Origin of the sequence: Cupriavidus gilardii, from assembly GCF_017598945.1 — a bacterium.
GTDB classification, from domain to species: Bacteria; Pseudomonadota; Gammaproteobacteria; order Burkholderiales; family Burkholderiaceae; genus Cupriavidus; species Cupriavidus gilardii_E.
On the sequence record NZ_JAGFTW010000005.1, the window covers coordinates 139,656 to 166,523 of the forward strand.

Consider the following 26,868-nt stretch of genomic DNA (forward strand, 5'->3'; position numbering starts at 1 on the left):
CGCCGCAAACCTACTGAGTAGTATGTTTCCCGAAACGGCAGGGGTCACACCTGCCGGCACACAAGAGGAGACACCGACATGCGGGTTCTGATCACGGGCGCAGCCGGCTTTATCGGTGCCGCGCTGCAACGTGCGTTGATGGCGCGCGGGAGTTTGGTCGACGCCGGCGGCAAGCCGCGCCGGATCGAGGAACTGGTGCTGGCCGACCGGGCCGATGTGCCGCTGGTCGGCCCGCACCAGCACCAGCACCTGCCGTGCCGGCGCACCGTGCTGCGCGGCGATCTGGACGATCCCGCCTTTGTCGCGCAGCTGGCGGCCCTGGCGCCCGACAGCGTGTTCCATCTGGCCGCCAGCCTGACGCTGGAGACCGAAGCCGACGAGCCGCGCGCGTATCGCGTCCATGTCGAAGCGTTGCGCGCGCTGATCGCGGGCTTCGTCAAGCCGCCACGGCTGGTGCTCGCCAGCTCGATCGCCGTGTTCGGCGGCGATCTGCCGGCGACGGTGGGCGACGGTCTTCGCTCGGAGCCCGACACGACCTACGGCACCCACAAGGCCATCGCCGAGCTGCTGCTGGCCGACTACAGCCGCCGCGGCCGCGTCGATGCGCGGGCGTTGCGCCTGCCGATCGTGCTGATCCGCGATGGGGCGCCATCGCCCGCGGTGTCCGACCGCATCGCCGCGATCTTGCGCGAGCCGCTGGCGGGCCGCGACGTGGTGTGCGGGCTGCGCCCGGAAACACGGATGCCGGTCGCGTCGGCCCAGGCGGTCGCGCAGGCCCTGATCGCGCTGCACGATCTGCCGGCGGAACGGCTGTCGCACGACCGCGCGCTGAATCTGCCGTCGCTGTCGACCACGGTGGCCGAGATGGTGGACGCCTTGCGCCGGATCGGCGGCGACGCCGCCGCGGCGCGGGTCCGCTACGAGCCGGACGCCGCCCTGCAGCGCGTGGTCGACAGCTGGCCGCGCGCCTTCGCGTCGGACAAGGCCAGCGCGCTCGGCCTGCATGCCGATGCGGATATCGACGCGATCCTGGCGGCCTATCTCGCTGAAAGGGGGGTGGCATGAAGAACCCCGCGATCGGATTTCGCCGCAATGGCCCCACGTCCACCGGCGAGGCCGAACGGCAAGCGGAGGCGGCGATGCGCTTCAACGACCGGCTGTCGCCGGAAGTCGCCGCGCTGCCGGTCTGCATCGTCGGTGCCGGATCGTCCGGGGTCACCGCCGCCAAGGCGCTGAAGGAGAAGGGCGTCGCCTTCGACTGCTTCGAGCTGGGCTCGAAGATCGGCGGCATGTGGCGCTACGAAAACGACAACGGCATGTCGTCGGCCTATCGCAGCCTGCATATCGACACCAGCCGCACCAACCTCGGCTATTCCGATTTCCCGATTCCGGACCGCTATCCGGACTTCCTGTCCCACTACGAAGTCATCGAATATCTCGAGGCCTATGCCGAGCGCTTCGGCATCCCGCCGCATATCCGCTTCAACACGCGCGTCGATCGCGTCGAGCCGGCCGGCGACGGCAGCTGGCGCGTCACGCTGGGCGACGGCAGCAGCCGGCACTATCGCGCGGTGATCGTCGCCAATGGCCACCTGTGGGACCCGCGCTGGCCGAGCTTCGATGGCGAGTTCTCCGGCGAGCAGATCCATTCGCACGACTACCGGACCGCCGAGCCGTTCCGCGACAAGAACGTGCTGATCGTCGGCATCGGCAATTCGGCGGTCGATATCGCGGTCGACGTCTGCAAGTCGGCGAAGCGCACGTGGATCTCCACGCGGCGCAGCGCGTGGATCATGCCCAAATACATCATGGGTCATCCCACCGACCGCTGGTCTGCCTTCTTCGCGCGGCGCCTGCATCTGCCGACGCGCGTCACGCGCACGCTGGTGCGCTGGCTCGCGTATCTGGCCACCGGCGATCAGGCGCGCGTCGGCATCCCACGGCCGCGCCACGCGATCTGGCGCGAGCATGCAACGCTGAGCCAGGAGCTGATCCCGTACTGCGGCCATGGCTGGATCCGCATCAAGCCGAACGTTCGCAAGCTGGACGGCCACCACGTCGAGTTCGACGACGGCTCGCGCGAAGCGGTCGACGCGATCATCCACGCGACCGGCTACCGGGCCAGCTTTCCGTTTCTGGACCGCCAGGTATTCGAGGTCGCCGACGGCAAGGCCGAGCTCTATCGCCGCATGATGCCGCCGGGGCGGCACGGTCTGTTCATGCTGGGACTGGTGCAGCCGATCGGTCCCACCATTCCGCTGGTCGAGATTCAGGGCAAGTGGCTGGCCGCGGTGCTGGCCAACGAGATACGGCTGCCGAGCCAGGACGGCATGCTGGCGGAGATCCGTGCCCATCGGGACTACGTGTCGCGCCGCTTCGTCGGCTCGGCGCGCTACACGCTGGAGGTAGACTTTCGCCAGTACGCAAAGCAGCTGTTTCGCGATATCGCCCGGGGAGGGGCGACATGACCCCAAGCAAGCAGGAAATCCTGATTCAGGCCGCCGAATGCTTCATGGAACAAGGGTTCCATGCGACCAGCATCGACGATGTCGCGCGGCGGCTCGGCGCGACCAAGGGACGCATCTACCATCATTACGCGTCGAAGATCGATCTGTTCTTCGAGGTGCATCGCGAGGGCATGCGGCTGTTGTTCGAAGCGGTCGAGCCCGCGCGCAAGGTCGCGGGCGACGGCGTGACGGTGCTGGCGGCGATGCTGCGCGCGCATGCGGTGGCCGTGCTCGAACACCACACCTTCGAGAGCGTGGTGGCGCAGGGCGTGCAGATGCATCGCTTCGGCGCGACCACGCCGTCGCAGCGCCAGACGCTGGACGAACTGATCGCGAGCCGCGACCGCTTCGAGCAGATGTTCAAGGACCAGGCCGCGGCGGCCAGGCGCGATGGCTCGCTGGCCGCCGATGCCGACCTGTCGATCGCGGTGAAGACGCTGCTGGGCGGCATCCAGTGGTCGCTGATCTGGTATCGGCCCGAGGCCGATGCCGACGAGCATGCGCGCGAGCGGTTGGCGGAGGCGATGGTGCGCACGCTGGTCGAGGGCATCCGGGCGCGGCCGGAGCGAGCCGCGGCCGCATCGGCATCGATCCGGCCCGCACGCAGGTCCGCCCGCGCGCCCGCAGCCTAGCGCGGGACCGCGGCCTCAGTACAGCGTCTGCCGGATTCGCTGCGGCAATTCGGCGTCGTACGCGCGGCCGTCGATCGCATCGCGGCTCAGCGTCGCCAGGATGGTGCCGGTGCTCGGCAGCGCGCTGCGTGGAATCTGCGCTTCGGGCGACCACAGCCGCGAACGCACCAGCGCGCGGGCACACTGGAAGAACACCGAACGGATCGCGATCAGCAGCACGGTCGAGGGCGCCTTGCCGTCGACCGTGCATTGCGCGATCAGTTCGGGGTCGGTCGAGATCGTCGCGGTGCCTGCCACGCGCAGTGTCTCGTCGACGCCCGGCACCAGAAACAGCAGGCCGACGCGCGGGTCCGCGATGATATTGCGCAGGCTGTCGATGCGGTTGTTGCCGCGGCGGTCCGGCAGCAGCAGCGTGCGGTCGTCGAGCACCTTGACGAAGCCCGGGGCGTCGCCGCGCGGCGAGCATTCGGCCATGCCGTCGGCTACCGTCGACAGCAGGCAGAACGGCGAGGCCTCGACGAAGGCCCGATAGTGCGGATGCAGGTAATCGACTTCCTTGGCCAGCGAAGCGGGGGCCGGCTTGCCGTAGTGCGTTTCCAGGTCAGCCAGCGTGGCGATGGTGTGGTCGGTCATGGCGGAGTGCGAGCGCAGTGGAGTAGGGCGGAGCGGATCGGCGACAGCGCCAAGTCTACAGCGTGACGGTACCGCGGCCGATCTCGATCACCCGGCCGCCGACGCGGATCGCGCCCTCGCCATCGTCGGTATCGACCTCCAGCCGCAGCCGGCAGGGCCGCTCGACCAGATCGCCCTGCGCGATCTCGTAACGCGCCGGCAGTGGGTGGCCGGTGGCGAGCAGCCAGCCGCCGAGGTTGGCGCAGGCCGAACCGGTGCCCGGGTCCTCGGCCACGCCGCCGCCCTGCTTGGTGAAGAAATAGCGGGCGACCACGCGGCCGGGCTGCTGCGGATCGAAGGCGAACACGTAGGCGGTCTTGCGGCCCAGGCTGCTGGCGGGCCAGGCGTCCAGGCGGCTGCCGTCGGGCACCGCGCGGCGTACCGCGTCCGGGCTGTTCAACGGCACCAGCAGCTGATCGGCGCCGGTATCGACCCAGATCGGCGAGCCGGCCAGATCGTCCGCGCTCAGGCCCAGCAGCGCGGCCACTTCCGCATCGGGCAGCTGCGCCGGCGCGGTCTTCGGCTGGCCGCGATGCGGCGCGGTGAAGGTCCAGACATCGCCTTGCGCGCGCACCGGTACCACCCCGGCCTTGAACTCGAGCGTCAGCACATCGCCGGTGTCGCGCAGCGCGCGTACCGCGTGTGCGGTGCCCAGCGTCGGATGGCCGGCGAAACGCATTTCATACCCGGGCGTGAAGATCCGCACCATCGCATCGGCACGCTCGGACGGCAGGATGAAGGTCGTCTCGGACAGATTGAACTGCAGCGCCAGCGCCTGCATCGTCGCGTCATCGAGCCCGCGCCCGTCCTCGAACACACACAGGGGATTGCCGCCGAAGGTCGATTCGGCAAAGACATTGAGCAGGCGGAAGGCGTAGCTTGGCATGGCAGTGGCGTCGAGTGGGGACAGGCTGCCAGTGTAGGGCGATGGGAATCCGTAGCCATATACAGTTCGCTTGCCCGGCATCAGGCCAGTTCCGATCTACTGCCTTAGCCGCACAGCGCGACGATCTGGTTCAATTGCTCGCACGCCGCCGCGAAAGCATCCGGTGGCGCCTGCTTCCACGGGTGGGGTTTGGCGTGTCGGCCGCGCCAGTCGAATGATTTTGGCTGATGAGCGAGGATGTAAGCGGACAGCTTGCCGACACCTTCGAGCTTGATGGCAAAAGGGTTCGTCTCGTTGTAGTCGGCCGTGGTCATCGGTAAGCCAATGACGAGGCCCGTCTTTGCATTGAATGCCTGTGGCGACAAGACAAGCAACGGGTGTCGGTCCTTCATTTCGCGCCCGATTTGCGGGCTGCATTCGATCCACACAATATCGCGGCGATCTGGTACCCACGCAGTCTTCGCCATCGCTACACGGCCTCCACACCGACCGGTGACGTAGCCATGACCTCTCCGCCGTGGATCGCGGGATCAAACAGAGCCAGCTTCTCATCCAGCGTCATTGCCCGCTTTCCGACAGGCTTGACGGTAACTCCCACTTCTTCCACCTGCACCTCAACCTCCTGTCCCTCTACAAAGTGCGCCGACCTCGCCACCGCGGAAGGAATCCGGACGGCGAGGCTATTTCCCCATTTTTGGATGGTCAGTCTGGCTGCTTTGGCCATTTGAGCCTCCTGTGGCGCAAGTATCGGCTGATCGGTCGAGATGTTTCAACATCGTTTATACATGGGGGCAACCGAATGTACAAGGCAGGGTCGAGAAACAAAAAAACGCCGGCATCAGCCGGCGCAATGAGTGTCCAGGGGACAGCGAGATCGGGTGGCCCGTCAGAACCCCACCGCCTGCCCATCCCGCCGGCTGTCGCTGGCGGCGACATAGCCGTGCTCGGGATCCTCCGACAGGCGCCAGATGAACTGGCCGGAGCCGAAGTCCATGTACGGGTCGGCCACCGACTTGAGCTGGTGGCCGCGGTCCTTCAGGCCGGCGACGGTGGCCGGATTCATGGTTGCTTCCACGTCCAGCGTGAAGTCGCGGTTGACCTTCCAGCGCGGCGCGCAGCAGGCGGCCTGCGGCTGCTGCTTGTAGTCGAGCATGCGCACCACGGTCTGCAGATGGCCCTGCGGCTGCATGTCGCCGCCCATCACGCCGAAGCTCATCACCGGCTGGCCATCGCGCGTCATGAAGGCGGGAATGATGGTGTGGAACGGGCGCTTGCCGCCGGCCACCACGTTCGGCGACTTCGGATCCATCGAGAAGCCGACGCCGCGGTTCTGCAGGCTGATGCCGGTGCCGGGAACCACCACGCCGGAGCCGAAGCCCATGTAGTTCGACTGGATGAACGAGATCATCATGCCGCTCTCGTCAGCCGCGGTCAGGTAGATGGTGCCGCCGACCTTGGGCATGCCGAAGTCGAAATGCGTGGCGCGCTTCATGTCGATCAGCTTGGCGCGCGACTTCAGGTAGCCGTCGTCGAGCATCTGCTCGGGCGTGACTTCCATGCTGCGCGGATCGGACACATAGCGGTACAGGTCGGCGAACGCCAGCTTCATCGCCTCGATCTGCAGATGCTGCGAGTCGATCGAATCGACCGGCATGCCGCTCACGTCGAAGTTGTCCAGGATGCCGAGCGCCATCAGCGCGGCGATGCCCTGGCCGTTGGGCGGAATCTCGTGGATCTCGTAGCCGCGATAGGACTTGCGGATCGGTTCGACCCAGTCCGGACGGTAGTCGCGCAGATCGGCCATCGTCATCGCGCCGCCGCACTCCTTGCTGAAGGCGGCGATGCGCTCGGCGATCTGCCCTTCGTAGTAGTCGCGGCCATTGCTGGCGCCGATGCGGCGCAGCGTTTCCGCGGCGGCCTTCATCACGAACTTCTCGCCGGTATGCGGCGCGCGGCCGTTCGGCATGAAGGTGTCGGCGTAGCCCGGCTGGTCCTTCAGGTCAGGCACCGCGGCGGCCCACTTGTGCGCGACGATCGGCGGCACGGCATAGCCGCGCTCGGCGATCTCGATCGCGGGTTCCATCAGGTCGGCAAACGGCAGCTTGCCGAAGCGCTCATGCAGCGCGGCCCAGCCCGCCACCACGCCCGGCACCGTGACGCTGTCCCAGCCGCGGATCGGCCGCCTGGCCACGCCATTGCCTTCCTCGCCGTACTTGTTGCGGAAGTACTCGGGATTCCAGGCGGCCGGCGCCACGCCCGACGAATTCAGGCCGTGCAGCTGCTTGCCGTCCCACAGGATCGCGAAGGCGTCGCTGCCCAGGCCGCACGAGACCGGTTCGACGATGGTGATCGCGGCGGCGGCGGCGATCGCCGCGTCGATCGCATTGCCGCCCTTGAGCAGCATGCGCAGGCCGGCCTGCGCGGCCAGCGGGTGCGAGGTCGATACCACGTTGCGCGCAAACAGCGGAATGCGCACGGATTGGTAGGGGTTGGTCCAGTCGAAGGTCTGCATGGTGTCTCTCTTGGCGTTATGGGGCCGTTGGCTGGCGGTTGCCCGGCGCTTAATCCGCGGTGATGTTGCGGTCCTTGATCAGTTTGCCCCAGCGGGCGCTTTCCTTGCTCACGACCGCCGCGAACTGCGCGGGCGTGCCGCCGACCGGCTCGGCGCCCAGCTTGGCCAGCCGTTCCTTGACCTCCGGCGCCTGGATCGCCTTGTTGAACTCCGCGTTCAGGCGCGCCACGATGTCGGCCGGCAGGTTCTTCGGGCCATAGATGCCGAACCAGGTCTCGCTGACGAAGCCGGGCAGGCCCGATTCGCCGACGGTCGGCACGTCGGGCACCAGCGCCGAGCGCTTCGGGCTGGTTACCGCGAGCGCCTTCAGCTTGCCGTCGCGCACGTGCGGCAGGCCGGTGACGATGCTGTCGAACAGGATATGCACCTTGCCCGAGATCAGGTCGGCGATCGACAGCGCCGTGCCCTTGTACGGAATGTGCGTCAGCTGGACGCCGGCCTGCGCGCTGAAGGCCTCGGCCATCAGATGCACCACGGTGCCGTTGCCGCTGGAGGCGTAGTTCAGTTCGCCGGGATGCGCCTTGGCATAGGCGATCAGTTCCTTGACGCTGTTGACCGGCAGATGATTCGACACCACCAGCAGATTGGTCGCGCTGGCGACCTGGCCGACCGGCGTGAAATCGGTCTGCACGTTGTATGGCAGGCGCGGATGGATATGCGGGCCGATCGAATGCGTGCTGCTGGTGGCGATCAGCAGCGTGTAGCCGTCCGCCGGGGCCTTGGCGGCCATGTCGGAGCCGATCGCGCCGCCGGCACCCGGCCGGTTGTCGACCACGACCTGCTGGCCCAGATTGGCGCCGACCTTCTGCGCGATCGCGCGCGCCAGCAGATCGGTCGCGCCGCTGGCGGGGAAGGGCACGATCAGGCGGATCGGCTTGGCGGGATAGCTTTCCGCCAGGGCAGGCGCGGCGGCGAAGGCCAGCGTGGCCGCCAGGCCGGTGCCGAGCAGGCGCAGCCAGGATGTCATTTCAATCTCCGTGGACGTAGTCGTTTCGATGCCGGCGGACCGGCCGATGGCGCATTATTCCGTGCACCTTTACATAATGAAAGTTAATATTTCTTTTTTGCTTCTCAAGTTCTGCTTAAGGGACGGCCTGCGGTCCCGAGCCCGGCTTCCTCCCATCACTTCATGAGCACGATTCGCTTTCTCCGCACCTTCGTTGCCGTCGCCGAGCACGGTTCCTTTGCCGCCGCGGCGGGCCATGTGGCGCTGACGCAGGCGGCGGTCAGCCTGCAGATGCGCGCGCTCGAGGGCGAACTGCGGCGCGATCTGTTCGACCGCACCGGACGCGTGGTGGTACTGAACGCCGGCGGGCGCGAGCTGCTGCCGCGCGCGCGGCAGATGCTGGCACTCTACGACCAAATGCGGGCCGCCCCGGAGACGCCCGAGGCGATGGCCGGGGCGGTCGCGGTCGGCGCGGTGGTGTCGGTGATGGGCGGCCTGTCGCATGTGGTCGCCAGCATGAAGACCGAGCATCCGGCGCTGGACGTGCGGCTGGTTGGCGCCAAGTCGATCGAGCTGTCGACGCTGGTCGAGGCCGGCGAACTGGATGCGGCCATCGTGGTGGAGGGCCCGGGCCGGCTGGCCGGGGCGCTGCGCTGGACGCCGTTGTATCGCGAGCCGCTGGTGGCGATCGCCGCCGCCGGCAGCGCCGCCGCGGACGCGCGTCAGGCGTTGGCCGGGCAGGCCTTCCTGCGCTTCGACCGTACCCAGCTGACCGGCATGCTGGTCGAGCGGGCGCTGCGGCGCGCGCATCTGCGCGTCAACGAATTCCTCGAGCTCAATTCGATCGAGGCGCTGGTCGAGCTGGTGCGGCAGCAGGTCGGCGTGACGGTGGTACCGCTGCTGCAGCGGGCGCGCTGGCGGGACGACGAGGCGCTGCGCGTGCTGCCGCTGGAGGCGGGCGGCGAGCCGGTATGGCGCACGATCGGCATGCTGGAGCGGCGCGACCATTCGCGCCGGCATATCACCGAGGCGATCCGCGCGGCCTGCGCGGCGCTGTTCTGCGAGCCGCGTCAGGGCTAGCTGGCCCCAGGCGCCCGGCAGAGCGGCCAAAAACAAAACGGGGTGCCGTCTGGCACCCCGTTTCGCATGTTGCATCCTGCTTCTTACTCTTCCTGGAACGCTTCCTCGCGCTTGGCCTTGATCGACGGCAGGGCCACGATCAGCACCAGGATCGCGGCGGCGATCAGCAGGCTCAGCGACAGCGGACGGGTGAAGAACACCGTGAATTCGCCACGCGAGAGCAGCAGCGTGCGGCGGAAGTTCTCTTCCATCATCGGTCCGAGCACGAAGCCGAGCAGCAGCGGCGCCGGTTCGCACTTGAGCTTCAGGAACAGATAGCCCACCACGCCGAAGGCCGCGGTCTGGAACACGTCGAAGGTGGTGTTCTGGACCGAGTAGACGCCGATACAGCAGAACGTCAGGATGGCCGGATATAGGAAGCGGTAGGGCACCTTCAGCAGCTTGACCCAGATGCCGATCAGCGGCAGGTTCAGGATGATCAGCATCAGGTTGCCGATCCACATCGAGGCGATCAGGCCCCAGAACAGCTGCGGGTTGCTGGTCATCACCTGCGGACCCGGCTGGATGTTGTGGATCGTCATCGCACCGACCATCAGCGCCATCACCGCGTTGGGCGGAATGCCCAGCGTCAGCAGCGGGATGAACGAGGTCTGCGAAGCGGCGTTGTTGGCCGATTCCGGACCCGCCACGCCTTCGATCGCGCCCTTGCCGAATTCCTGCGGATACTTCGACGACTTCTTCTCCAGCGTGTAGGCCGCGAACGAAGCCAGCGACGCGCCGCCGCCCGGCAGGATGCCCAGCGCCGAACCGAGCACGGTGCCGCGCAGCACCGCCGGGATCATGCGCTTGAAGTCTTCCTTGGTCGGGAACAGGTTGGTGATGCTGTCGGTGAAGGTCTCGCGTTTTTCGCGCTGCTCCAGGTTCGCGATGATTTCCGCGAAACCGAAGATACCCATCGCCACGGCGACGAAGTTCAGGCCGTCGGTCAGCTCCGGCACGTCGAACGAGAAGCGCGCCGCGCCCGAGTTCACGTCGGTACCGACCAGGCCCAGCAGCAGGCCCAGCACGATCATCGCGATCGCCTTGACCAGCGAGCCCGAGGCCAGCACCACGGCGCCGATCAGGCCCAGCACCATCAGCGAGAAGTACTCGGCGGGGCCGAACTTGAACGCCAGTTCCGACAGCGGCGCGGCAAAGCCGGCCAGGATCAGCGTGGCCACGCAGCCGGCGAAGAACGAGCCCATGCCCGCCGTCGCCAGCGCCACCCCGGCGCGGCCGCGCCGCGCCATCTGGTAGCCGTCGATGGTTGTCACCACCGAGGACGATTCACCGGGCAGGTTGACCAGGATCGCGGTGGTCGAGCCGCCGTACTGCGCGCCGTAGTAGATGCCCGCCAGCATGATCAGCGCGGCCACCGGAGGCAGCGTATAGGTGATCGGCAGCAGCATCGCGATGGTCGCGAGCGGCCCCAGGCCAGGCAGCACGCCGATCAGCGTGCCGAGCAGACAGCCGAGGAAGGCGTAGGCCAGGTTCTGGAAGGTCAGGGCGGTCGAGAAGCCGATGCCCAGGTTGGTTAGCAGTTCCATCTGGCGCTCCTTAGCCGGTAATGAAGGCCGGCCACACCGGCATCTGCAGATTGATGCCGTAGACGAAGGCGCCCATGCTGATCAGCACCAGCACGATGGTGTTCAGGATCGCGCCGCGCCAGGTGAACTCGTGGCTGGCCATCGACGACACCAGCACCAGCACGATCACCGACAGCACCATGCCCAGCGGCTTGAGCAGCAGGCCGAACAGCACCACCGAACCGAGGATCCACAGCAACAGCTTGATGTCCCAGCGGGCGAGCTCGTCGCCCTCGCCCTTGCTGGACAAGGACCCGATCAGCACCAGCACGCCCAGCAGGGCGAGCACGACGCCGAGCCAGAACGGGAAATACCCCGGACCCATCTTCGCGGCGGTTCCCATCGAATAGCCGCGAGCGACCCAGGAAAAGCCGAATCCGACCAGGATGAACATCAGGCCGGAGGCAAAGTCCTTTTGGCTACGTATGCGCAAAATGATTCTCCTCGATTTGACAAAACTGGTGCTTGCGGTGCTGTGAGCCGCGCGTCGAATGCGCTGGTCTCATGGTGGCGCGACGGGCCGTTGCAGCGTTTGTGCGATGCAGCGAAACCGCGCGCGGCACCCTCCCCGTCCGCAGGCAGGGGGAAGGTAAGGGCGCCACCTTTCAGTGACCTTTCAGATGTCTGCAAACTTGGTCAATGTGAGGGTATCTCCCTAGGTCCGCCCCAGGTCCTCCGCCGGCCGGCGCAACGGATCGCGGCGACGGCGAAGTTCGGACCGCCGCAAGGCCGACATCCCGGTCGGCTATCATCGGCGGCGCCGCCGCCGTCATGCTGCGGCGTCGCGGCTTCGTCGTCCGTATCCCCTCCGTTACCGTTGCAAGGACCAGTTTGGAAAGCATCGAACATGTCATCCTGATCGGCGCCGTGGTGATGTCCCTTGGCATCGTCGTCGGGGCGTTCTCCTCGCGAATCGGCGTGCCCTTCCTGCTGGTATTCCTGCTGGTCGGCATGCTGGCCGGTGTCGACGGTCCGGGCGGCATCCGTTTCGCCAATACCTGGCTCAGTTTCCTGGTCGGCAACCTGGCGCTGGCGGTGATCCTGCTCGATGGCGGGCTGCGCACCCAGTACACGACCTTCCGCGTCGCGTTGCGGCCATCGCTGGCGTTGGCCACGGTGGGCGTGCTGCTGACCACCGGGCTGGTCGGCCTGTTCGCCGCCTGGGTGCTGGAGATCGACTGGAAGCTCGGCCTGCTGCTGGGCGCCATCGTCGGATCGACCGACGCCGCCGCGGTCTTCTCGCTGCTCAACAGCAGCGGGGTGCGGCTCAAGGAGCGGGTCGCCAGCGTGCTCGAGATCGAATCGGGCATCAACGACCCGATGGCGATCTTCCTGACGCTGACGCTGATCGAGTGGATCCATGCGCCGGAAGGGTTGAGCGCCGGCGCGCTGCTGTGGCGGCTGGTGGTGCAGTTCGGCGTCGGCGGCGCGATGGGCCTGGCGCTGGGCTATTGCCTGGCCAACGTGCTCGAGCGCATTCGCGTGGCCGAGGGCCTGCAGGCGATCCTGCTGTGTTCGGGCGGCGCCATGGTGTTTGCGATCGTGCAGACCGCCGGCGGCAGCGGCTTTCTGGCGGTGTATCTGACCGGCATGCTGATCGGCAACCGCGACCGCGCCGTCAGCCCGGACGCGATGCGGGCGATGGACGGCATGGCCTGGCTGGCCCAGTCGGCGATGTTCCTGCTGCTGGGCCTGCTGGTCACGCCGCACCGGATCTGGGACGTGGCGGTGCCGGCGATGGCGGTGGCGCTGTTCCTGATGCTGGTGGCCCGTCCGGTGGCGGTCTGGGTCTCGCTGCTGCCGTTCCGCTTCAATGCGCGCGAGAAGGGCTTCATCGCCTGGATGGGACTGCGTGGCGCGGTGCCGATCGTGCTGGCGCTGTTTCCGCTGCTGCAGGGCATTCCCGATTCGGGCCTGTTGTTCCGCATCGCCTTCGCCGTGGTGCTGGCCAGCCTGTTGTTGCAGGGGACCACGGTGCCGCTGGCCGCGCGTCTTGGCAGGGTGCAACGGCCAGGGTATCCCGAGCCGCTGGCGCGCGAGCGGCTGCATGGGACCCGTGCACCGGCGATGGACCTGATGCAGTTCGAGGTCGAGCCCGATTCCGCCGTGGCCGGCGTGCGCGCGGACCGGCTCGAGCTGCCGCCGCGTTGCCGCTTGATGACGGTGGCGCGCGACGATGCGCTGCTTCCGCTGGAGCAGGCCGTGCTGCATGCCGGCGATACGGTTTCGGTGCTGGGACCGGCCAGCAGCGTGCCGACGCTGGCGCGGCTGTTCCGCACGCCGGAGCAGGCGCCGGCCTGGCAGCAGGTGCCGCACGACTTCGTGCTGTCCGGCGACGCGCTGCTGCGCGACGTAGCGGGCCTGTACGGCACGCGCGAACTCGCGCCGGGCGAATATCCGTCGACGCTGGGGGCCGCGATGCTGCACGCCTTTGCCACGCCGCCGGTGGAGGGCGATACGGTGGAGATCGCGGGGCTGACGTTGACGGCGGTGCGCATGGAAGATGGCCGAATCGTGCAGGTGGGGTTGCGGCTGCCGCGGCAGACTTAGCGCAGCGCTCCTATGTTGACCAATTGCCGCACCGTCCAGCCCAGCACAGGGGGCAACTTGCCTCGATAGAGGTCGCGCACGAGGCTGTTGCCGCTCGGGGCCCTGCGTTGCACTTGCAGGCGGGACGCGGCGGTATCGCCTGCATTGCCGGGTTCGCCGGGCTGACCGGCCGGCGCCATCCCCGCGACGCGTATCCCCGTGATGACCCATTGCAGCGAATGCGCCAGTGCGTCCAGGGCCCGGTGCGCCGCCTCGATTTCCTGCCGATACGGCGCGACGACGTCGTCCGGCAGGTCGGCCGAGTAGGCGAGCGGGGCGACGAACTCCTGCCGGATCTCGTCGATCAGCGGCAGCGCGCGCAGAGCCGCCTCGCGCAGACCGAGGGCTTGCCGGCGGGTGGCGTTGTTTGCGTCGATTTCGCCGTTGCGGTTCATTGCCGCAAGCAGTCGCGGCCATAGCGGGCTGACCTGCTCGAGCACGTCGCAAATGACTTCCAGCTTGCCGGCCTTGGATCGGCTGCCTTCGAGCGCGTCGCGCAGATGTCGCTCGATGTCGCGCTTGGCATCGACCATGCGCTGCGCCGAGCGACGGCGCACGCGTTCGACTTCCGCGTCCAGGCCGTTCTCCAGCGCATTGGCGGTGGCGCCCAGCGCCAACGAGACATGCCGGTCCGCTTGTTCCCATTGCTGCCGGAGGCTGTGCTCGATTCCGTTGGAAGCCGGCGCGCCGGCGCCGGCGCCGGCGCCGGCGGCCGTGGCCTGGATGTCCCTGACCGAAGTGTCACCGGCATCCGGGCTATCCCCTTCCGGATCGCCGATGCCGTGATCCGCCATCCGGGCGCGGTACTCGACGCGCATGCTGGACAACTGGTGCAGCGAGTCATGCATCTTGCGGGCGGTCTCGATCGCCAGTTGTTCTTCTTCCCGCACGGTGTCGTGCTCCCGCCTGACGTCCAGCCGCCGATTGTGGGCGTTCATCAGCCGGCCGGTGATCTGGACGCTGGCCAGGTCGAGCAGTGTGGCGGCCACCGCGCCGACGGGCACGCTGGTGGTCCAGTTCGCGAGCGCGGGATACAGCCCGCGCAATTCCTCCAGCCGGGCCTCGGCGAGCAACAATTCGCGCCGCACATCCTCCATCACCATGTGCCGTTCACGCAGATACGGCTTGATCGCGGGAAAAATGACGTCGATCAGGTCGCCCGGACCGAGCTCGTCATTGCGTATCACGTCGCGAACCGCGTGCACGCCGGCCTGCCAGCGCGTCTCCAACGGGATCTCGCGATGGCCGGCGCGTTGCCGCTGCACCTGTGTGTGGTCCTCGGCGAAGTCGTCCAGCAGCGAGGCGACATTGTTGCAGATCGACTCGATCGGCCAGCGCTGGCGGAAAAAGCGGGCGAACATCTTGCGCGCGCCGGTCAGCATCGGCCGGTAGTTCAGTGCCACCGCTTCGCCTTCGCCCTTTTCCAGCGCGGCGGCCAGCCATTGGAAGTCGCTGCTGTCGAGCTCGCCCCGTGCGGCTTCGTCCAGAGGATGCTGATCGCTCGCACGCACCAGGCAGGCAATGGCCGCCGCTCGGTCGTGTCCGTGGCCGAGGTCGTGCAGATATTGCAGGTTGCGGGCGGCGAGAAACTGGCGCAAGTAGCCGGGTTCGGACAATTTCGCATCGACGATGCGCAGCAGTCCCGACTCGTCCAGCCGCTCGCCACGTGCGGTATGGCGATCGACGGCGTGGCATATGGCCTGGCACAGTCCCATGACGAGATCGACGCGGAGCAGTTCTCGCTGCTTCTGTACCGCCAGGTCGCCGTCGAGCTGCTCGCGCGCCCGGGCGCGGCGCTGCATCAGCGTGCGCATTGACGCGACGTCCTGGTTCAGTGGGCTCAGCGCCAGTTCGCCGTCGCAGCGGCGCAGCACGTCGTACAGCTCGCGTTCCTTCAGCGCGGCCAGCAGATTGGTTCGAGAGGCAAGCAGCACGGTCAGCGTGCCATCGCCGCGAGCGCCCCCATTGCCGTCCGCGGTGCCGTCGTCGAGGCGTCCGGCACCCGGACCGGCCGCTTCGCGTGCCAGCCGCGACCGTTCCTCGGCGATGCCGGCTTCGTTCTGCTTCAGCGCGCGCATCAGTTCCTCGTGCCGCAGCTCGGCCAGCAATCCCGCGACGGCAGCTTCCCGGTCGCACGCCTTGCGTTCGCTGGGGCTCATGGCGGCATGCTGGATCGGTCCGCTGCGCAGCCGGCGATCGTATTCGCGCAGCCATCGCTCACGGCCTGCGGCGTTGTTCGGACCTGCCAGTTCGGGCGCGCAGCTGGCCAGCGCGGAGCGCAGCACGGCCGGATCGCGGCGGCGCGGCCGCGCGGCTTGCGCCTGCAGACCGAGCTTGAGCTGTTCGGCGACGTAGGCGCGGGTGGCCGGCAGCGGGCAGGGCGAGCCGCCGTCAGCGGCCTCGCTCATTCCGAAGCTGATGCCATCGAGCATGGCGTACAGCGGCGTGGCCGATGACGATGTGGACGTCGGCGACAGCAATTCGTCATACACGCGTTGATTGGCCCGCTGCACGGACACGGCGCTGCGAAACAGCGCGAACACCTGCTGCAGGGCCGCGTGCGACAGATAGGTGCCGCGCTCGATCCGGTCGGAGATGGTCAACCCTTGCAGTCGATCGCCAGGCAATGTCAGGCTGGCGTGGCAAAGGCGCTCGCGCACTGCCGCGCCGGCCCGGCTTTCGACCGCGGCGATCAATGCGCGCCAGGACGCCTGGTTGCGTGCCACGTCGGCGCTGGTCTTGCCGATGCGGAAGATGCGGTGCAGTCCGGCGCGCAGCGCCATGCCGAAGCTGCTGCCCACCTCCAGCGTCCCGTTGGCGCCGCACTGCACCTGATAGGCGCCGTGCCAGGCGGCTGGCGGCAATGGCATGTCGAAGTCGATGTGGCTGGCGTTCACGATGTCTCCCCCGTAGCGTTTCGATCGAGGACCGCGTCGGCGGTCCCGTGGCATCACGATATGGGAGGCGCCGTGGCCGGGCATGCGCAAAAATCGTTAAAGCGGTCCGCGCCATCTTCCCCTTGTCAAAAAAGGAAACGGCCCGCTGCCCATGACAGGCAGCGGGCCGCGATTGGCCAGCCTCGCTATGGCGCGCGGGTTCAGTCGACCTTGGCGCCCGACGCCTTGACGATCTGCGCGTACTTCTTCAGCTCGCGCTGCACCAGCGCGCCGAACTGCTCGGGCGTGGTCGGTGCCGGTTGCGCACCGATGCGGGTCATGCGCGCCTTCATCTCGTCGGTCTTCAGGATCGCGACGATCTCGCGATTGAGCCGGTCGACGATGTCGCGCGGCACGTTGGCCGGCGCAAACACGCCGAACCAGGTCGAGATGTCGAAGCTCTCCAGACCCAGCCCCTTGCCCGCTTCCGCGATGGTCGGCAGCTCGGGCAGCGCGCTGGCGCGCGCCGGCGTGGTCACCGCGAACGCCTTGAGCTTGCCGGCCTTGATATTGGCGCTGGCCGAAGCCAGGTTGTCGAAGATCAGATCGGTCTGGCCGGACAGCACCGACAGCTGCGCGGGCGCGGCCCCGTTGTAGGGGATATGGACCATGCTGACTTTGGCCAGGCTCTTGAACAGTTCGCCCGACAGATGGCCGGCGCTGCCGTTGCCGCCCGAGGCGTAGTCGAGCTTGCCCGGGTTCTTGCGCGCGTATTCGACCAGATCGCGCACCGATTCGATATGCAGCTCGGCGGCCTTGCCCGGATGCATTACCAGCACGTTGGGCACGTCGGCGACCAGCGTGATCGGCGTGAAGTCCTTGACCGGGTCATACGGCATCTTCGCGAACAGCGTGGGATTGATCGCGTGCGTCGCCACCGCGCCCATCACGATGGTGTAGCCGTCGGCGGGCTGGCGGGCGACGTAGTCCGCGCCGAGGTTGCCGCCGGCGCCCGGGCGGTTCTCGATGACCACCGGCTGGCCCAGCGAGTCCTTGAGCTTGTCGCCGATCGCGCGCGCGACGGTATCGAGCGGGCCGCCGGCCGGATAGGGCACGACGAAGCGGATCGGCTTGCTGGGCCAGGCGGCGGCAGGCGGTTGCGCGGCCGCCGGAGCGGCGAACAGGGCGGCGCCGACGGACGCCACGAGGGCGGCCGCGCTCAGCGCGTTGGCGGCGAAGGTCTTGAACATGGTAGCCAGTCAGCAGGTTGGGAATCGGCGGGCGCGGCGGGTCCGCCGGCGCCTCGTATTGGAGTTTCAGTCTTTCGGTCTTGCAGTCTTTCGGTCTGCAGGGCAGCGATCGGAGGGCGGCGCGGCCGTATCAGCCGCGGATGCCGAGCCCGCGCGCCATCATCACGGCGCACAAGGGCAGCAGGATCAGCAGATGCGCCTGGATCAGGACCCAGCGGCGGGCGCCCTTCAATTCCACGTCGGACGGCACGAAGCCGGTCTGACCCGCCGCCTGCGTGCGCCAGCGGCGAAAGCGCAAGGTCGGCGGCAGCGAGCACAGCGCGATCAGCACGAACACCGTCATCTTGGCGTGGAACCACGGATTGGGCAGATAGAAATCGACGCCCTTGGCGCCATAGAACAGCCGCAGCAGGCCGGTAGCCAGCGCCGCCATCGCCGAGCCGAAGTACAGCAGGTCGTAGATGCCGACCCGGCGCACCGCCGCCGGCGTGATGCCCGGCCGCAGCACGACGGCCTCCGCCGCCAGGAAGGTGATCAGCGCGAAGATGGACAGGAAGTGGATAAAAGCGAGCAAGGCATCGATCTGCATGGGTACTCCGGCTCGGTTCAGGGTGGGGGTGGTTGGGGCTGCAATACGCATTCGATATGCGTTCGATATGCGTTCGATACGCGTTCGGCGCCGGCCAGCCCCTGCCGCCGCCTCGTCACACGGATTGGCTCAGCGCTTCACGCCGCCTTCACAGCGCGCCTTCACAGCACGCCCTTCGCCCGCAGTTCGGCGATGCGCTCCGGCGTGTAGCCGAGCATCTCGCCCAGCACCGCGTCGGTGTGCTCGCCCAGCAGCGGCGGGTGGCGGACCGCCTGCGGCGGCGTGGCGCTCATCTTGATCGGGCTGCCGACCAGCTTGACCTCGCCGGCGCTCGGGTGCGGCAGGTCCACGCGCAGCCCGCGCGCCTTGACCTGGGCGTCCTCGAACACATCGTCCAGCGTATTGATCGGGCCGCACGGCACGCCGGCCGCTTCCAGATCGGCGATCCACTGCGCGCGCGTGCGCGGCCTGACCATCTCGGCCAGGATCGGCACCAGCGTGTCGCGGTTGGCCACGCGCTGCGGATTGGTGGCAAAGCGCGGATCGGCCGACAGTTCGGGCCGGCCGCCGGCCTCGACGAACTTGCGGAACTGGCCGTCGTTGCCCACCGCGACGATGATCCAGCCGTCGGCCGCCTGGAAGGTCTGGTAGGGGACGATGTTCGGATGGGCGTTGCCCCAGCGCTTCGGCGCGACGCCGCTGGCCAGGTAATTGGTGTTCATGTTGGCCAGCATCGCGACCTGCACGTCGAGCAGCGCCATGTCGATGTACTGGCCCTCCCCGGTGCGGTCGCGGTGCGCCAGCGCGGCCAGCACCGCGATGGTGGCGTACTGGCCGGTCATCAGGTCGGAGATCGCCACGCCGGCCTTTTGCGGCCCGCCGCCCGGCAGGTCGTCGCGCTCGCCGGTCAGGCTCATGAAGCCGCCCATGCCCTGGATGATGAAGTCGTAGCCCGGGCGCGCGGCGTAGGGGCCGGTCTGGCCGAAGCCGGTCACCGAGCAGTAGATCAGGTCGGGTTTGACCGCCTTCAGCGATTCGTAGTCGAGCCCGTACTTCTTCAGCTGGCCGACCTTGTAGTTCTCCAGCACCACGTCGCTTTGTGCGGCAAGCTCGCGCACCAGCTGCTGGCCCTCGGGCGTGCTGATGTCGCAGGTCACCGAGCGCTTGTTGCGGTTGGCGGCCAGATAGTAGGCCGCCTCGGCGGTGTCGCGGCCGGACTCGTCCTGCAGCCAGGGTGGGCCCCAGGTACGGGTGTCGTCGCCCGCGCCGGGCCGTTCGATCTTGATCACGTCGGCGCCGAAGTCGGCGAGGTTCTGGGCGCACCAGGGCCCGGCGAGCACGCGGGTCAGGTCGAGAACGCGGAGGTGGCTTAAAGCTCCCATGGGAATATCAGGCGGTAGCGGTGAGGCGGCTGGACGGCGAATCGGGAATCGGGCAGGGCGGCGCAAGGCCGGCCGGACCGGGGTGGCTGCACGAGGCGGCGCGAGGCGGCACAGGCGCGCAGGTGGGCTGGCGGCCCGGCCCGGACAGCCAGCACTGTACCACCGGCGGGCCGCCGGACGCACATCGACGGGCTTCGGCCATGCTGTCGCATCGATCCCGCGCAAGCCGGCCTGCGCCCGCCCGCGACCGCCGGTCCGGCCTGCCGTTGCGGCGGCGTTCCCCGTATAATCAACGGTTTGCAAATCCAATCCGACTGCGCCCTGCGATGTCCATGCGGGGACGCCTTGCCCCAAACATGAAAGTCTCCGACATCCGCAGCAAGTTCCTGCAGTTCTTCGAATCGAAGGGCCATACCGTGGTCCGCTCGTCGAGCCTCGTGCCGGCCAACGATCCGACGCTGTTGTTCACCAACTCCGGCATGGTGCAGTTCAAGGACGTCTTCCTCGGCACCGACAAGCGGCCCTACACGCGCGCGACCTCGTCGCAGCGTTCGGTGCGCGCCGGCGGCAAGCACAACGACCTCGAAAACGTCGGCTATACCGCGCGCCACCATACCTTCTTCGAGATGCTGGGCAACTTCTCGTTCGGCGACTACTTCAAGCGCGAGGCGATCCAGTACGCGTGGGAGCTGCTGACCAAGGTCTACAACCTGCCGGCCGAGAAGCTGTGGGTCACCGTCTATGCCGAGGACGACGAGGCCTATGACATCTGGGCCAGGGAAGTCGGCGTGCCGGTCGAGCGCATCGTGCGGATCGGCGACAACAAGGGCGCGCGCTATGCGTCGGACAACTTCTGGCAGATGGCGGACACCGGCCCCTGCGGCCCCTGCTCGGAAATCTTCTACGACCACGGCCCGGACGTCTGGGGCGGCCCGCCGGGATCGCCGGAAGAGGATGGCGACCGCTATATCGAGATCTGGAACCTGGTGTTCATGCAGTTCAACCGGGACGAGCAGGGCAACATGACGCCGCTGCCCAAGCCCTGCGTCGATACCGGCATGGGCCTGGAGCGTATCGCCGCGGTGCTGCAGCACGTGCACAGCAACTACGAGATCGACCTGTTCCAGGCGCTGATCCGCGCCGCCGCGCGCGAGACCGGCATCGACGATCTGAACAACAACTCGCTGAAGGTCATCGCCGACCATATCCGCGCCTGCTCCTTCCTGATCGTCGACGGCGTGATTCCGGGCAATGAAGGCCGCGGCTACGTGCTGCGCCGGATCGTGCGCCGCGCGATCCGCCACGGCTACAAGCTGGGCCGCAAGACGCCGTTCTTCCACAAGCTGGTGGGCGACCTGGTTGCGCAGATGGGCGAGGCCTATCCGGAGCTGGCCGAGGCCGCGCCGCGCGTGGTCGAGGTGCTGAAGGCCGAGGAGGAGCGCTTCTTCGAGACCATCGAGAACGGCATGAGCATTCTCGATGCGGCGCTGGCCGACCTGAAGGCCAAGGGCGGCAAGATGCTGGACGGGGAGCTCGCGTTCAAGCTGCACGACACCTATGGCTTTCCGCTGGACCTGACGCAGGACGTCTGCCGCGAGCAGGAAGTGTCGGTCGATGAAGCCGCCTTCGACGCCGCGATGACGCGCCAGCGCGAGCAGGCCCGTGCCGCCGGCAAGTTCAAGATGGCCGCCGGCCTCGAGTACAGCGGCGCCAAGACGACCTTTCACGGCTACGAGAAGCTGGCGCTGGACAATGCCAAGGTGGTCGCGCTGTATGTCGACGGCGCCTCGGTCGACGCCATGCAGCCGGGCCAGACCGGCGTGGTGGTGCTCGACCATACGCCGTTCTACGCCGAGTCGGGCGGCCAGGCCGGCGACCAGGGCGAACTGAAGGCCGGCGCGGCGGTGTTCGCGGTCGCCGATACCACCAAGGTCCAGGCCGATGTGTTCGGCCATCAGGGCACGCTCGGCGGCGCCGCGCTGAAGGTCGGCGACACCGTGAGCGCCGAGGTCGACGCCGTGCGCCGCGCGCGCACGATGCGCAACCACTCGGCCACCCACCTGATGCACAAGGCGCTGCGCGAAGTGCTGGGCAGCCACGTGCAGCAGAAGGGCTCGCTGGTCGATGCCGACAAGACCCGTTTCGACTTCTCGCACAATGCGCCGCTGACCGCGGCGCAGATCCGCGAGGTCGAGGAGATCGTCAACGCCGAGATCCTGCGCAACGAGGCCACCGGCGCCGAGCTCATGCCGTTCGACGATGCCGTCAAGAGCGGCGCGATGGCGCTGTTCGGCGAGAAGTACGCCGACGAGGTGCGGGTGCTGTCGATCGGCAGCTCGAAGGAACTGTGCGGCGGCACCCACGTGACCCGCACCGGCGATATCGGCCTGTTCAAGATCGTGATGGAAGGCGGCGTCGCGGCCGGCATCCGCCGCGTCGAGGCGATCACCGGCGACAACGCGCTGCACTATCTGCAGTCGCTCGATGCGCGGCTGAACGAGGCCGCGTCCGCGTTGAAGGCGCAGCCGGGCGAACTGGTGCCGCGCATCGGCCAGATGCAGGACCAGGTCCGCGCGCTGGAGAAGGAGCTCGAACGCCTGAAGAGCAAGCTGGCCGCGTCGCAGGGCGACGAGCTGGCGAGCCAGGCGATCGAGGTCAAGGGCCTGAAGGTGCTGGCGGCCCAGCTGGAAGGCGCCGACGTCAAGACGTTGCGCGAGACCATGGACAAGCTCAAGGACAAGCTCAAGAGCGCGGCCATCGTGCTCGGTGCGGTGCAGGACGGCAAGGTCAGCCTGATCGCCGGCGTCACCGCCGATGCGACCGGCAAGGTCAAGGCCGGCGAGCTGGTCAACTTCGTCGCCCAGCAGGTCGGCGGCAAGGGCGGCGGCCGTCCCGACATGGCCCAGGCGGGCGGCACCGAACCGGCGAAGCTGCCGGCGGCGCTGGCGGGCGTGGGCGAGTGGGTGGCGGCGAAGGTTTGAGGTCGATTCGATTCGCCCTGCCGTTGGTTGGCTCCCCTCTCCCACTCGTGGGAGAGGGGCTGGGGGAGAGGGCAAAGGGCAAAGGGCGTACACAAGCGCTGACAGCGTTGGCATAACGACCGTCGGTTCCCTCTCCCCCGACCCCTCTCCCGCAAGCGGGAGAGGGGAGTACATCTACTCCGTACCGTCCCCCGCCGTCCTCGCATACGGCGTCCTGTCGTTCAATTCATCCAGATAGGCATCGATGCCCTGGCGCTCGCGCGCCAGGAAGCGCTCGACCGCGTCGGCGAAGGCCGGGTGCGCGAGCCAGTGGGCGGAGCGGGTGGCCACCGGCAGGAAGCCGCGCGCCATCTTGTGTTCGCCCTGCGCGCCGCCCTCGAACGTGCCGATGCCGTGCTCGATGCAGAAGGCGAGCGGCTGGTAGTACGCGGTCTCGAAATGCAGGCAGGGATGGTGTTCGAGCGCGCCCCAATAGCGGCCGTACAACGTGCTGACCCTGGGGTCGTCATCGTAGACCAGCAGCGATGCCGCGATATCGCGCCCCTCGCGCTGCGCGATCACCAGCAGCAGATGCTCGGGCATCGCCGCGCCGATGCGCTCGAAGAAGTCCAGGTTCAGATAGGGCGTCGAACGGTGTTCGCGATAGGTCTGCCGATAGCAGCGATGGAACAGCCGCCAGTCGTCGGGGCCGATCCGCGTGCCGCGCAGATGACGGAACGTGATGCCGGCCTCGGCGACACGGCGGCGCTCGGCGCGGATGTTCTTGCGCTTCTTTTGCGACAGTGTGGCGAGAAACGCCTCGAAGTCCGGATAGCCGGGATTGGTCCAGTGGAACTGCACGCCATGGCGCATCAACATGCCGGCCTGCTCCATCAGCGCGGCCTCGGCGTCGTCGGGGAACAGCACATGCAATGAGGACAGCTGGCTCTGCTCGGCCAGCGTCAGCGCGACCTGCAGCAGCAGCTCGCGCGCCAGCGCGTTCTCGGCAAGCAGGCGCGTGCCCTGCACCGGCGTGAACGGAATCGCCGCCAGCCACTTCGGGTAGTACTCCAGGCCGTTCTGCGCATAGGCGTCGGCCCAGGCCCAGTCGAACACATACTCGCCGTAGGAGTGCGCCTTCGCGTAGAGCGGCATCGCCGCCGCCAGGCGCTCGCCATGGATTACGTCCTCGGCGTCCTTCCACAAGGTCAGATAGCGCGGACTCCAGCCGGTATCGTCGCTGGCGCTGCCGCTGGCATGCAGCGCATGCAGAAAGGCATGGCGCAGAAACGGCGTGCGGGCGGGCTGCTGCGCCAGCAGGCCATCCCATTCGGCCGGCGAGATGTCGGCCAGGTTCTCGACAATACGCGTGCGATAATTCTCCGGTCGCTTCGCCTGGACGGCGGCGCTGCCTGAGTCAGACGGCACTGAGCGGGTTGGCATTGGCTTGGGTGCTTTCACGGTGTGCCTTGCCGAGGGATGGAGCCTGCGGCGAATTTCGGCGAAATGCGGTAGAGAAAGTCGGTGGATCCGGCGGACCACGACGCCGCATTATCGCCTGCCGCCGCGCATCGCACAGGTCGGGCCCGTGCCGGCCCTGCGCACAACAAGGGTGTTCGAGATGAGCCGATTCTTCAATCTGTATTCCCATGGCTTCGTGCGCGTGGCGGTCGGCGTGCCGCGCTGCAAGGTCGCCGATCCCGTCTTCAACGCGCAGCAGACCATTGCGCTGGCCCGCGAGGCCGCAGATGGCGGCGCCGCGCTGGTGGCCTTCCCCGAGCTCGGCCTGTCCGCCTACAGCTGCGACGACCTGTTCCATCAGAAGACGCTGCTCGATGCCTGCGAGCGGGCCTTGGGCGAGATCGTCGAGGCTTCACGCACGCTGCCGTGCGCGCTGGTCGTCGGCATGCCGCTGCGGGTCCAGCATCAGCTGTTCAACTGCGCGGTCGTCGTCGCCGGCGGCCAGCTGCGCGGCGTCGTGCCCAAGAGCTTCCTGCCGAATTACTGGGAGTTCTACGAGGCCCGCCAGTTCAGCGCCGCGGACTGCGCCACGGTCGAGCAGATCGACCTGCTGGGGCAGAGCGTGCCGTTCGGCGCCGGGCTGCTGTTCGAGATCGAGAACATCCCGCTGCTGCGCTTTCATGTCGAGATCTGCGAGGACGTCTGGGTGCCGATCCCGCCGTCGTCGTTCGCCGCGCTGGCGGGGGCCACGGTGCTGGTCAACCTGTCGGCGTCCAATATCGTGGTGGGCAAGTCCGGCTATCGGCATCAGCTGGTGTCGCAGCAATCGGCGCGCTGCCTGGCCGCCTATCTGTACAGCTCGGCGGGCAAGGGCGAATCGACGACCGATCTGGCCTGGGACGGCCAGGCGCTGGTCTATGAGAACGGCGAGCTGCTGGCCGAATCCGAGCGCTTTGCCGACGATTCGCACATGATCTTCGCCGACGTCGATCTGGAGCGGCTGTCGCGCGAGCGCATGCACATGACCACGTTCGGCGACTCGGTGCGCCGCCATGCCGGCGAGGTGGCGAAATTCCGCACCGTCGGCTTCGTGCTCGGCGTCGACGAGGACCGCGATCTGCCGCTGCGACGCCGCGTCGAGCGCTTCCCCTATGTGCCGGCCGACCGCCGCCGGCGCGACGAGCGCTGCAACGAGGTCTACCAGATCCAGGTGCAGGCGCTGGTACAGCGGCTGTCTGCCACCGGCATTTCGAAGGTGGTGATCGGCGTGTCGGGCGGGCTCGATTCGACCCATGCGCTGCTGGTCTGCGCCAAGGCGATGGACCGGCTGGGGCTGCCGCGCGCCAATATCCTCGGCTTCACGATGCCCGGTTTTGCGACCAGCGACCGCACGCTGCAGCAGGCCCGGCGGCTGATGGAAGTGGTCGGCTGCACCGCGCGGGAAATCGACATCCGGCCGAGCTGCCTGGCGATGCTGAAGGACCTCGGCCACCCGTTCGCCGACGGCAAGCCGGTCTATGACGTGACCTTCGAGAACGTGCAGGCCGGCGAGCGCACCAACCATCTTTTCCGGCTGGCCAACCACCACAACGGCATCGTGATCGGCACCGGCGACCTCAGCGAGCTGGCACTAGGCTGGTGCACCTATGGTGTCGGCGACCACATGTCGCACTACAACGTCAATGCCAGCGTGCCCAAGACGCTGATCTCGCATCTGGTGCGCTGGGTCGCCGAAACGGGGCAGATCGGTGCGGGCGGCAGCGAGGTGCTGCTCGACGTGCTGGGCACCGATATCAGCCCCGAACTGGTGCCGGGCGATTCGAACGACAAGCCCGGCCAGAAGACCGAAAGCGTGATCGGGCCCTACGAGCTGCAGGATTTCAATCTGTACTACACGCTGCGCTTCGGCTTCACGCCGTCGAAGGTGGCCTATCTGGCGTTGCATGCCTGGGGAGACCGCGAGGCGGGACAGTGGCCCGAGGAGGCGCACGTGGCGCGCAACCAGTACGAACTGGCCGACATCAAGCGCAACCTGCGCATCTTCCTGGACCGCTTCTTCCGCACCAGCCAGTTCAAGCGCTCGTGCGTTCCGAATGCACCGAAGGTGGGCTCGGGCGGCTCGCTGTCGCCGCGCGGCGACTGGCGCGCGCCCAGCGACAGCGAATCGACCGCATGGCTGGCGGAGCTGGACTGCATTCCGGACGACGTTACCGCGCGCAAGGGCAACGGCAACGGCAGGGCGGCCGCGAAGGCCGGCAATCGACACGACAAGGGGTGATCCCCGGCCCGCTTTGGCGCGCCATCGCGCCGCGCGGGCTAGAATCTTGCATCAACCAATCACGACAGAAAGGGGGCCGACATGAAACAAATTACCGCCATCATCAAACCGTTCAAGCTGGACGAAGTGCGTGAGGCGCTGGCCGACGTGGGCGTGACCGGTCTGACGGTCACCGAGGTCAAGGGGTTCGGCCGGCAGAAGGGTCACACGGAGCTGTATCGCGGCGCGGAGTACGTCGTCGACTTCCTGCCGAAGATCAAGATCGAGGTGGTCGTGGCGGAAAGTCAGCTCGATACCGTGCTGGACGCGATCGTCAAGGCCGCCCATACCGGCAAGATCGGCGACGGCAAGATCTTCGTCACCGAGATCGAACGCGTGATCCGGATTCGCACCGGCGAGCAGGACGAAGCGGCGGTCTGAGGCCGCCCGGTCTGATCCCTTGTATGTTGCAAAATTCGTCCCGGACGCCTCAGATCGATTGACCCATGCTCTGAGCGCGAGCTCAAGTTCGAGGGAGAGCGAGGATCGGGGCGTCCAATTCTTGGTAGCGTTCAGCCTAAGCC

At 67.6% G+C, this 26,868-nt stretch carries 21 protein-coding genes; 8 read left to right on the forward strand and 13 right to left on the reverse strand.

What is annotated here, in order from left to right; all coding sequences use genetic code 11:
- The first annotated feature begins 78 nt into the window (after positions 1-78).
- Genes J5T34_RS02980 through J5T34_RS02990 form a run of 3 tightly spaced genes read left to right on the forward strand, consistent with a single transcriptional unit; the run spans position 79 to position 3,139 of the window.
- The gene (locus J5T34_RS02980; protein WP_208578500.1) at positions 79-1,065 is read left to right on the forward strand and encodes an NAD-dependent epimerase/dehydratase family protein; all 987 of its coding nucleotides are present in this window, start codon (positions 79-81) and stop codon (positions 1,063-1,065) included.
- A complete protein-coding gene (locus J5T34_RS02985) occupies positions 1,062-2,468 on the forward strand; it encodes a flavin-containing monooxygenase (RefSeq protein WP_208578502.1) in 1,407 nt (468 codons plus the stop codon). Before J5T34_RS02980 ends, J5T34_RS02985 begins: the two co-directional genes overlap by 4 nt.
- Entirely contained in the window at positions 2,465-3,139 is a 675-nt protein-coding gene (locus J5T34_RS02990; protein ID WP_208578504.1) for a TetR/AcrR family transcriptional regulator, read from the forward strand. Before J5T34_RS02985 ends, J5T34_RS02990 begins: the two co-directional genes overlap by 4 nt.
- A gap of 15 nt (positions 3,140-3,154) precedes the next feature.
- On the opposite strand, the gene J5T34_RS02995 is transcribed toward J5T34_RS02990, so the two are convergent.
- The 6 genes from J5T34_RS02995 to J5T34_RS03020 form a co-directional block, all read right to left on the reverse strand.
- On the reverse strand, positions 3,155-3,772 hold the full coding sequence (locus J5T34_RS02995) for a pyridoxamine 5'-phosphate oxidase family protein (protein ID WP_208578506.1): 618 nt from the start codon (positions 3,770-3,772) through the stop codon (positions 3,155-3,157).
- Positions 3,773-3,827: 55 nt separating this feature from the next.
- Positions 3,828-4,697, reverse strand: coding sequence for a PhzF family phenazine biosynthesis protein (locus J5T34_RS03000; RefSeq protein ID WP_208578507.1), 870 nt, complete (start codon positions 4,695-4,697; stop codon positions 3,828-3,830).
- Between the two features lie 104 nt (positions 4,698-4,801).
- Positions 4,802-5,164 (reverse strand): type II toxin-antitoxin system PemK/MazF family toxin, encoded by a 363-nt coding sequence (locus J5T34_RS03005; RefSeq protein ID WP_208578509.1) that lies wholly within the window; start codon positions 5,162-5,164, stop codon positions 4,802-4,804.
- Between the two features lie 2 nt (positions 5,165-5,166).
- Positions 5,167-5,421 carry an AbrB/MazE/SpoVT family DNA-binding domain-containing protein gene (locus J5T34_RS03010; protein WP_208578514.1) on the reverse strand — a complete coding sequence of 85 codons (255 nt, stop codon included), beginning with the start codon at positions 5,419-5,421 and terminating at the stop codon, positions 5,167-5,169.
- Positions 5,422-5,583: 162 nt separating this feature from the next.
- Positions 5,584-7,209, reverse strand: coding sequence for a gamma-glutamyltransferase (ggt, locus tag J5T34_RS03015; protein ID WP_208578516.1), 1,626 nt, complete (start codon positions 7,207-7,209; stop codon positions 5,584-5,586).
- A gap of 49 nt (positions 7,210-7,258) precedes the next feature.
- Positions 7,259-8,236 carry a Bug family tripartite tricarboxylate transporter substrate binding protein gene (locus J5T34_RS03020; RefSeq protein WP_208578518.1) on the reverse strand — a complete coding sequence of 326 codons (978 nt, stop codon included), beginning with the start codon at positions 8,234-8,236 and terminating at the stop codon, positions 7,259-7,261.
- A gap of 162 nt (positions 8,237-8,398) precedes the next feature.
- Between J5T34_RS03020 and J5T34_RS03025 the strand changes: the two genes are divergently transcribed.
- Positions 8,399-9,295: a LysR family transcriptional regulator gene (locus J5T34_RS03025; protein ID WP_208578520.1), complete on the forward strand. Its 897-nt coding sequence runs from the start codon at positions 8,399-8,401 to the stop codon at positions 9,293-9,295.
- An 83-nt stretch (positions 9,296-9,378) separates the two neighbouring features.
- On the opposite strand, the gene J5T34_RS03030 is transcribed toward J5T34_RS03025, so the two are convergent.
- Together J5T34_RS03030 and J5T34_RS03035 are read right to left on the reverse strand one after the other, a co-directional pair.
- Complete coding sequence (locus J5T34_RS03030; RefSeq protein ID WP_208578526.1) at positions 9,379-10,881, reverse strand: tripartite tricarboxylate transporter permease; 1,503 nt, start codon at positions 10,879-10,881, stop codon at positions 9,379-9,381.
- Positions 10,882-10,891: 10 nt separating this feature from the next.
- Entirely contained in the window at positions 10,892-11,353 is a 462-nt protein-coding gene (locus J5T34_RS03035; protein WP_174108168.1) for a tripartite tricarboxylate transporter TctB family protein, read from the reverse strand.
- Positions 11,354-11,751: 398 nt separating this feature from the next.
- On the opposite strand from J5T34_RS03035, the gene J5T34_RS03040 reads away from it, so the two are divergent.
- On the forward strand, positions 11,752-13,470 hold the full coding sequence (locus tag J5T34_RS03040) for a potassium/proton antiporter (RefSeq protein ID WP_208578527.1): 1,719 nt from the start codon (positions 11,752-11,754) through the stop codon (positions 13,468-13,470).
- On the opposite strand, the gene J5T34_RS03045 is transcribed toward J5T34_RS03040, so the two are convergent.
- The 4 genes from J5T34_RS03045 to J5T34_RS03060 all read right to left on the reverse strand — a co-directional run bounded on the left by J5T34_RS03045 (position 13,467) and on the right by J5T34_RS03060 (position 19,606).
- Positions 13,467-16,406 (reverse strand): hypothetical protein, encoded by a 2,940-nt coding sequence (locus J5T34_RS03045; RefSeq protein WP_208578529.1) that lies wholly within the window; start codon positions 16,404-16,406, stop codon positions 13,467-13,469. The genes J5T34_RS03040 and J5T34_RS03045 overlap by 4 nt on opposite strands.
- Before the next feature lie 200 nt (positions 16,407-16,606).
- A complete protein-coding gene (locus J5T34_RS03050) occupies positions 16,607-17,635 on the reverse strand; it encodes a Bug family tripartite tricarboxylate transporter substrate binding protein (protein ID WP_208578531.1) in 1,029 nt (342 codons plus the stop codon).
- Between the two features lie 130 nt (positions 17,636-17,765).
- Positions 17,766-18,224 (reverse strand): DUF2214 family protein, encoded by a 459-nt coding sequence (locus J5T34_RS03055; RefSeq protein WP_208578532.1) that lies wholly within the window; start codon positions 18,222-18,224, stop codon positions 17,766-17,768.
- Between the two features lie 161 nt (positions 18,225-18,385).
- Entirely contained in the window at positions 18,386-19,606 is a 1,221-nt protein-coding gene (locus J5T34_RS03060; protein ID WP_208578533.1) for a CaiB/BaiF CoA transferase family protein, read from the reverse strand.
- A gap of 356 nt (positions 19,607-19,962) precedes the next feature.
- Here J5T34_RS03060 and alaS point away from each other — a divergent pair, with 356 nt between their 5' ends.
- The gene (alaS, locus tag J5T34_RS03065) at positions 19,963-22,587 is read left to right on the forward strand and encodes an alanine--tRNA ligase (protein WP_208578534.1); all 2,625 of its coding nucleotides are present in this window, start codon (positions 19,963-19,965) and stop codon (positions 22,585-22,587) included.
- A 174-nt stretch (positions 22,588-22,761) separates the two neighbouring features.
- On the opposite strand, the gene J5T34_RS03070 is transcribed toward alaS, so the two are convergent.
- On the reverse strand, positions 22,762-24,009 hold the full coding sequence (locus J5T34_RS03070; protein WP_208578535.1) for a GNAT family N-acetyltransferase: 1,248 nt from the start codon (positions 24,007-24,009) through the stop codon (positions 22,762-22,764).
- A 178-nt stretch (positions 24,010-24,187) separates the two neighbouring features.
- On the opposite strand from J5T34_RS03070, the gene J5T34_RS03075 reads away from it, so the two are divergent.
- A complete protein-coding gene (locus J5T34_RS03075) occupies positions 24,188-26,305 on the forward strand; it encodes an NAD(+) synthase (protein ID WP_244258669.1) in 2,118 nt (705 codons plus the stop codon).
- An 81-nt stretch (positions 26,306-26,386) separates the two neighbouring features.
- The gene (glnK, locus tag J5T34_RS03080) at positions 26,387-26,725 is read left to right on the forward strand and encodes a P-II family nitrogen regulator (RefSeq protein ID WP_006578394.1); all 339 of its coding nucleotides are present in this window, start codon (positions 26,387-26,389) and stop codon (positions 26,723-26,725) included.
- The last annotated feature ends 143 nt before the right edge of the window (positions 26,726-26,868 follow it).

What these genes read in the sequence shown, in the direction of transcription:
- J5T34_RS02980 (WP_208578500.1), top strand. Translation starts at nt 79, where the DNA reads ATGCGGGTTCTGATCACGGGCGCAGCCGGCTTTATCGGTGCCGCGCTG.
- J5T34_RS02985 (WP_208578502.1), top strand. Translation starts at nt 1,062, where the DNA reads ATGAAGAACCCCGCGATCGGATTTCGCCGCAATGGCCCCACGTCCACC.
- J5T34_RS02990 (WP_208578504.1), top strand. Translation starts at nt 2,465, where the DNA reads ATGACCCCAAGCAAGCAGGAAATCCTGATTCAGGCCGCCGAATGCTTC.
- J5T34_RS02995 (WP_208578506.1), bottom strand. Translation starts at nt 3,772, where the DNA reads ATGACCGACCACACCATCGCCACGCTGGCTGACCTGGAAACGCACTAC.
- J5T34_RS03000 (WP_208578507.1), bottom strand. Translation starts at nt 4,697, where the DNA reads ATGCCAAGCTACGCCTTCCGCCTGCTCAATGTCTTTGCCGAATCGACC.
- J5T34_RS03005 (WP_208578509.1), bottom strand. Translation starts at nt 5,164, where the DNA reads ATGGCGAAGACTGCGTGGGTACCAGATCGCCGCGATATTGTGTGGATC.
- J5T34_RS03010 (WP_208578514.1), bottom strand. Translation starts at nt 5,421, where the DNA reads ATGGCCAAAGCAGCCAGACTGACCATCCAAAAATGGGGAAATAGCCTC.
- ggt (WP_208578516.1), bottom strand. Translation starts at nt 7,209, where the DNA reads ATGCAGACCTTCGACTGGACCAACCCCTACCAATCCGTGCGCATTCCG.
- J5T34_RS03020 (WP_208578518.1), bottom strand. Translation starts at nt 8,236, where the DNA reads ATGACATCCTGGCTGCGCCTGCTCGGCACCGGCCTGGCGGCCACGCTG.
- J5T34_RS03025 (WP_208578520.1), top strand. Translation starts at nt 8,399, where the DNA reads ATGAGCACGATTCGCTTTCTCCGCACCTTCGTTGCCGTCGCCGAGCAC.
- J5T34_RS03030 (WP_208578526.1), bottom strand. Translation starts at nt 10,881, where the DNA reads ATGGAACTGCTAACCAACCTGGGCATCGGCTTCTCGACCGCCCTGACC.
- J5T34_RS03050 (WP_208578531.1), bottom strand. Translation starts at nt 17,635, where the DNA reads ATGTTCAAGACCTTCGCCGCCAACGCGCTGAGCGCGGCCGCCCTCGTG.
- J5T34_RS03055 (WP_208578532.1), bottom strand. Translation starts at nt 18,224, where the DNA reads ATGCAGATCGATGCCTTGCTCGCTTTTATCCACTTCCTGTCCATCTTC.
- J5T34_RS03060 (WP_208578533.1), bottom strand. Translation starts at nt 19,606, where the DNA reads ATGGGAGCTTTAAGCCACCTCCGCGTTCTCGACCTGACCCGCGTGCTC.
- alaS (WP_208578534.1), top strand. Translation starts at nt 19,963, where the DNA reads ATGAAAGTCTCCGACATCCGCAGCAAGTTCCTGCAGTTCTTCGAATCG.
- J5T34_RS03070 (WP_208578535.1), bottom strand. Translation starts at nt 24,009, where the DNA reads ATGCCAACCCGCTCAGTGCCGTCTGACTCAGGCAGCGCCGCCGTCCAG.
- J5T34_RS03075 (WP_244258669.1), top strand. Translation starts at nt 24,188, where the DNA reads ATGAGCCGATTCTTCAATCTGTATTCCCATGGCTTCGTGCGCGTGGCG.
- glnK (WP_006578394.1), top strand. Translation starts at nt 26,387, where the DNA reads ATGAAACAAATTACCGCCATCATCAAACCGTTCAAGCTGGACGAAGTG.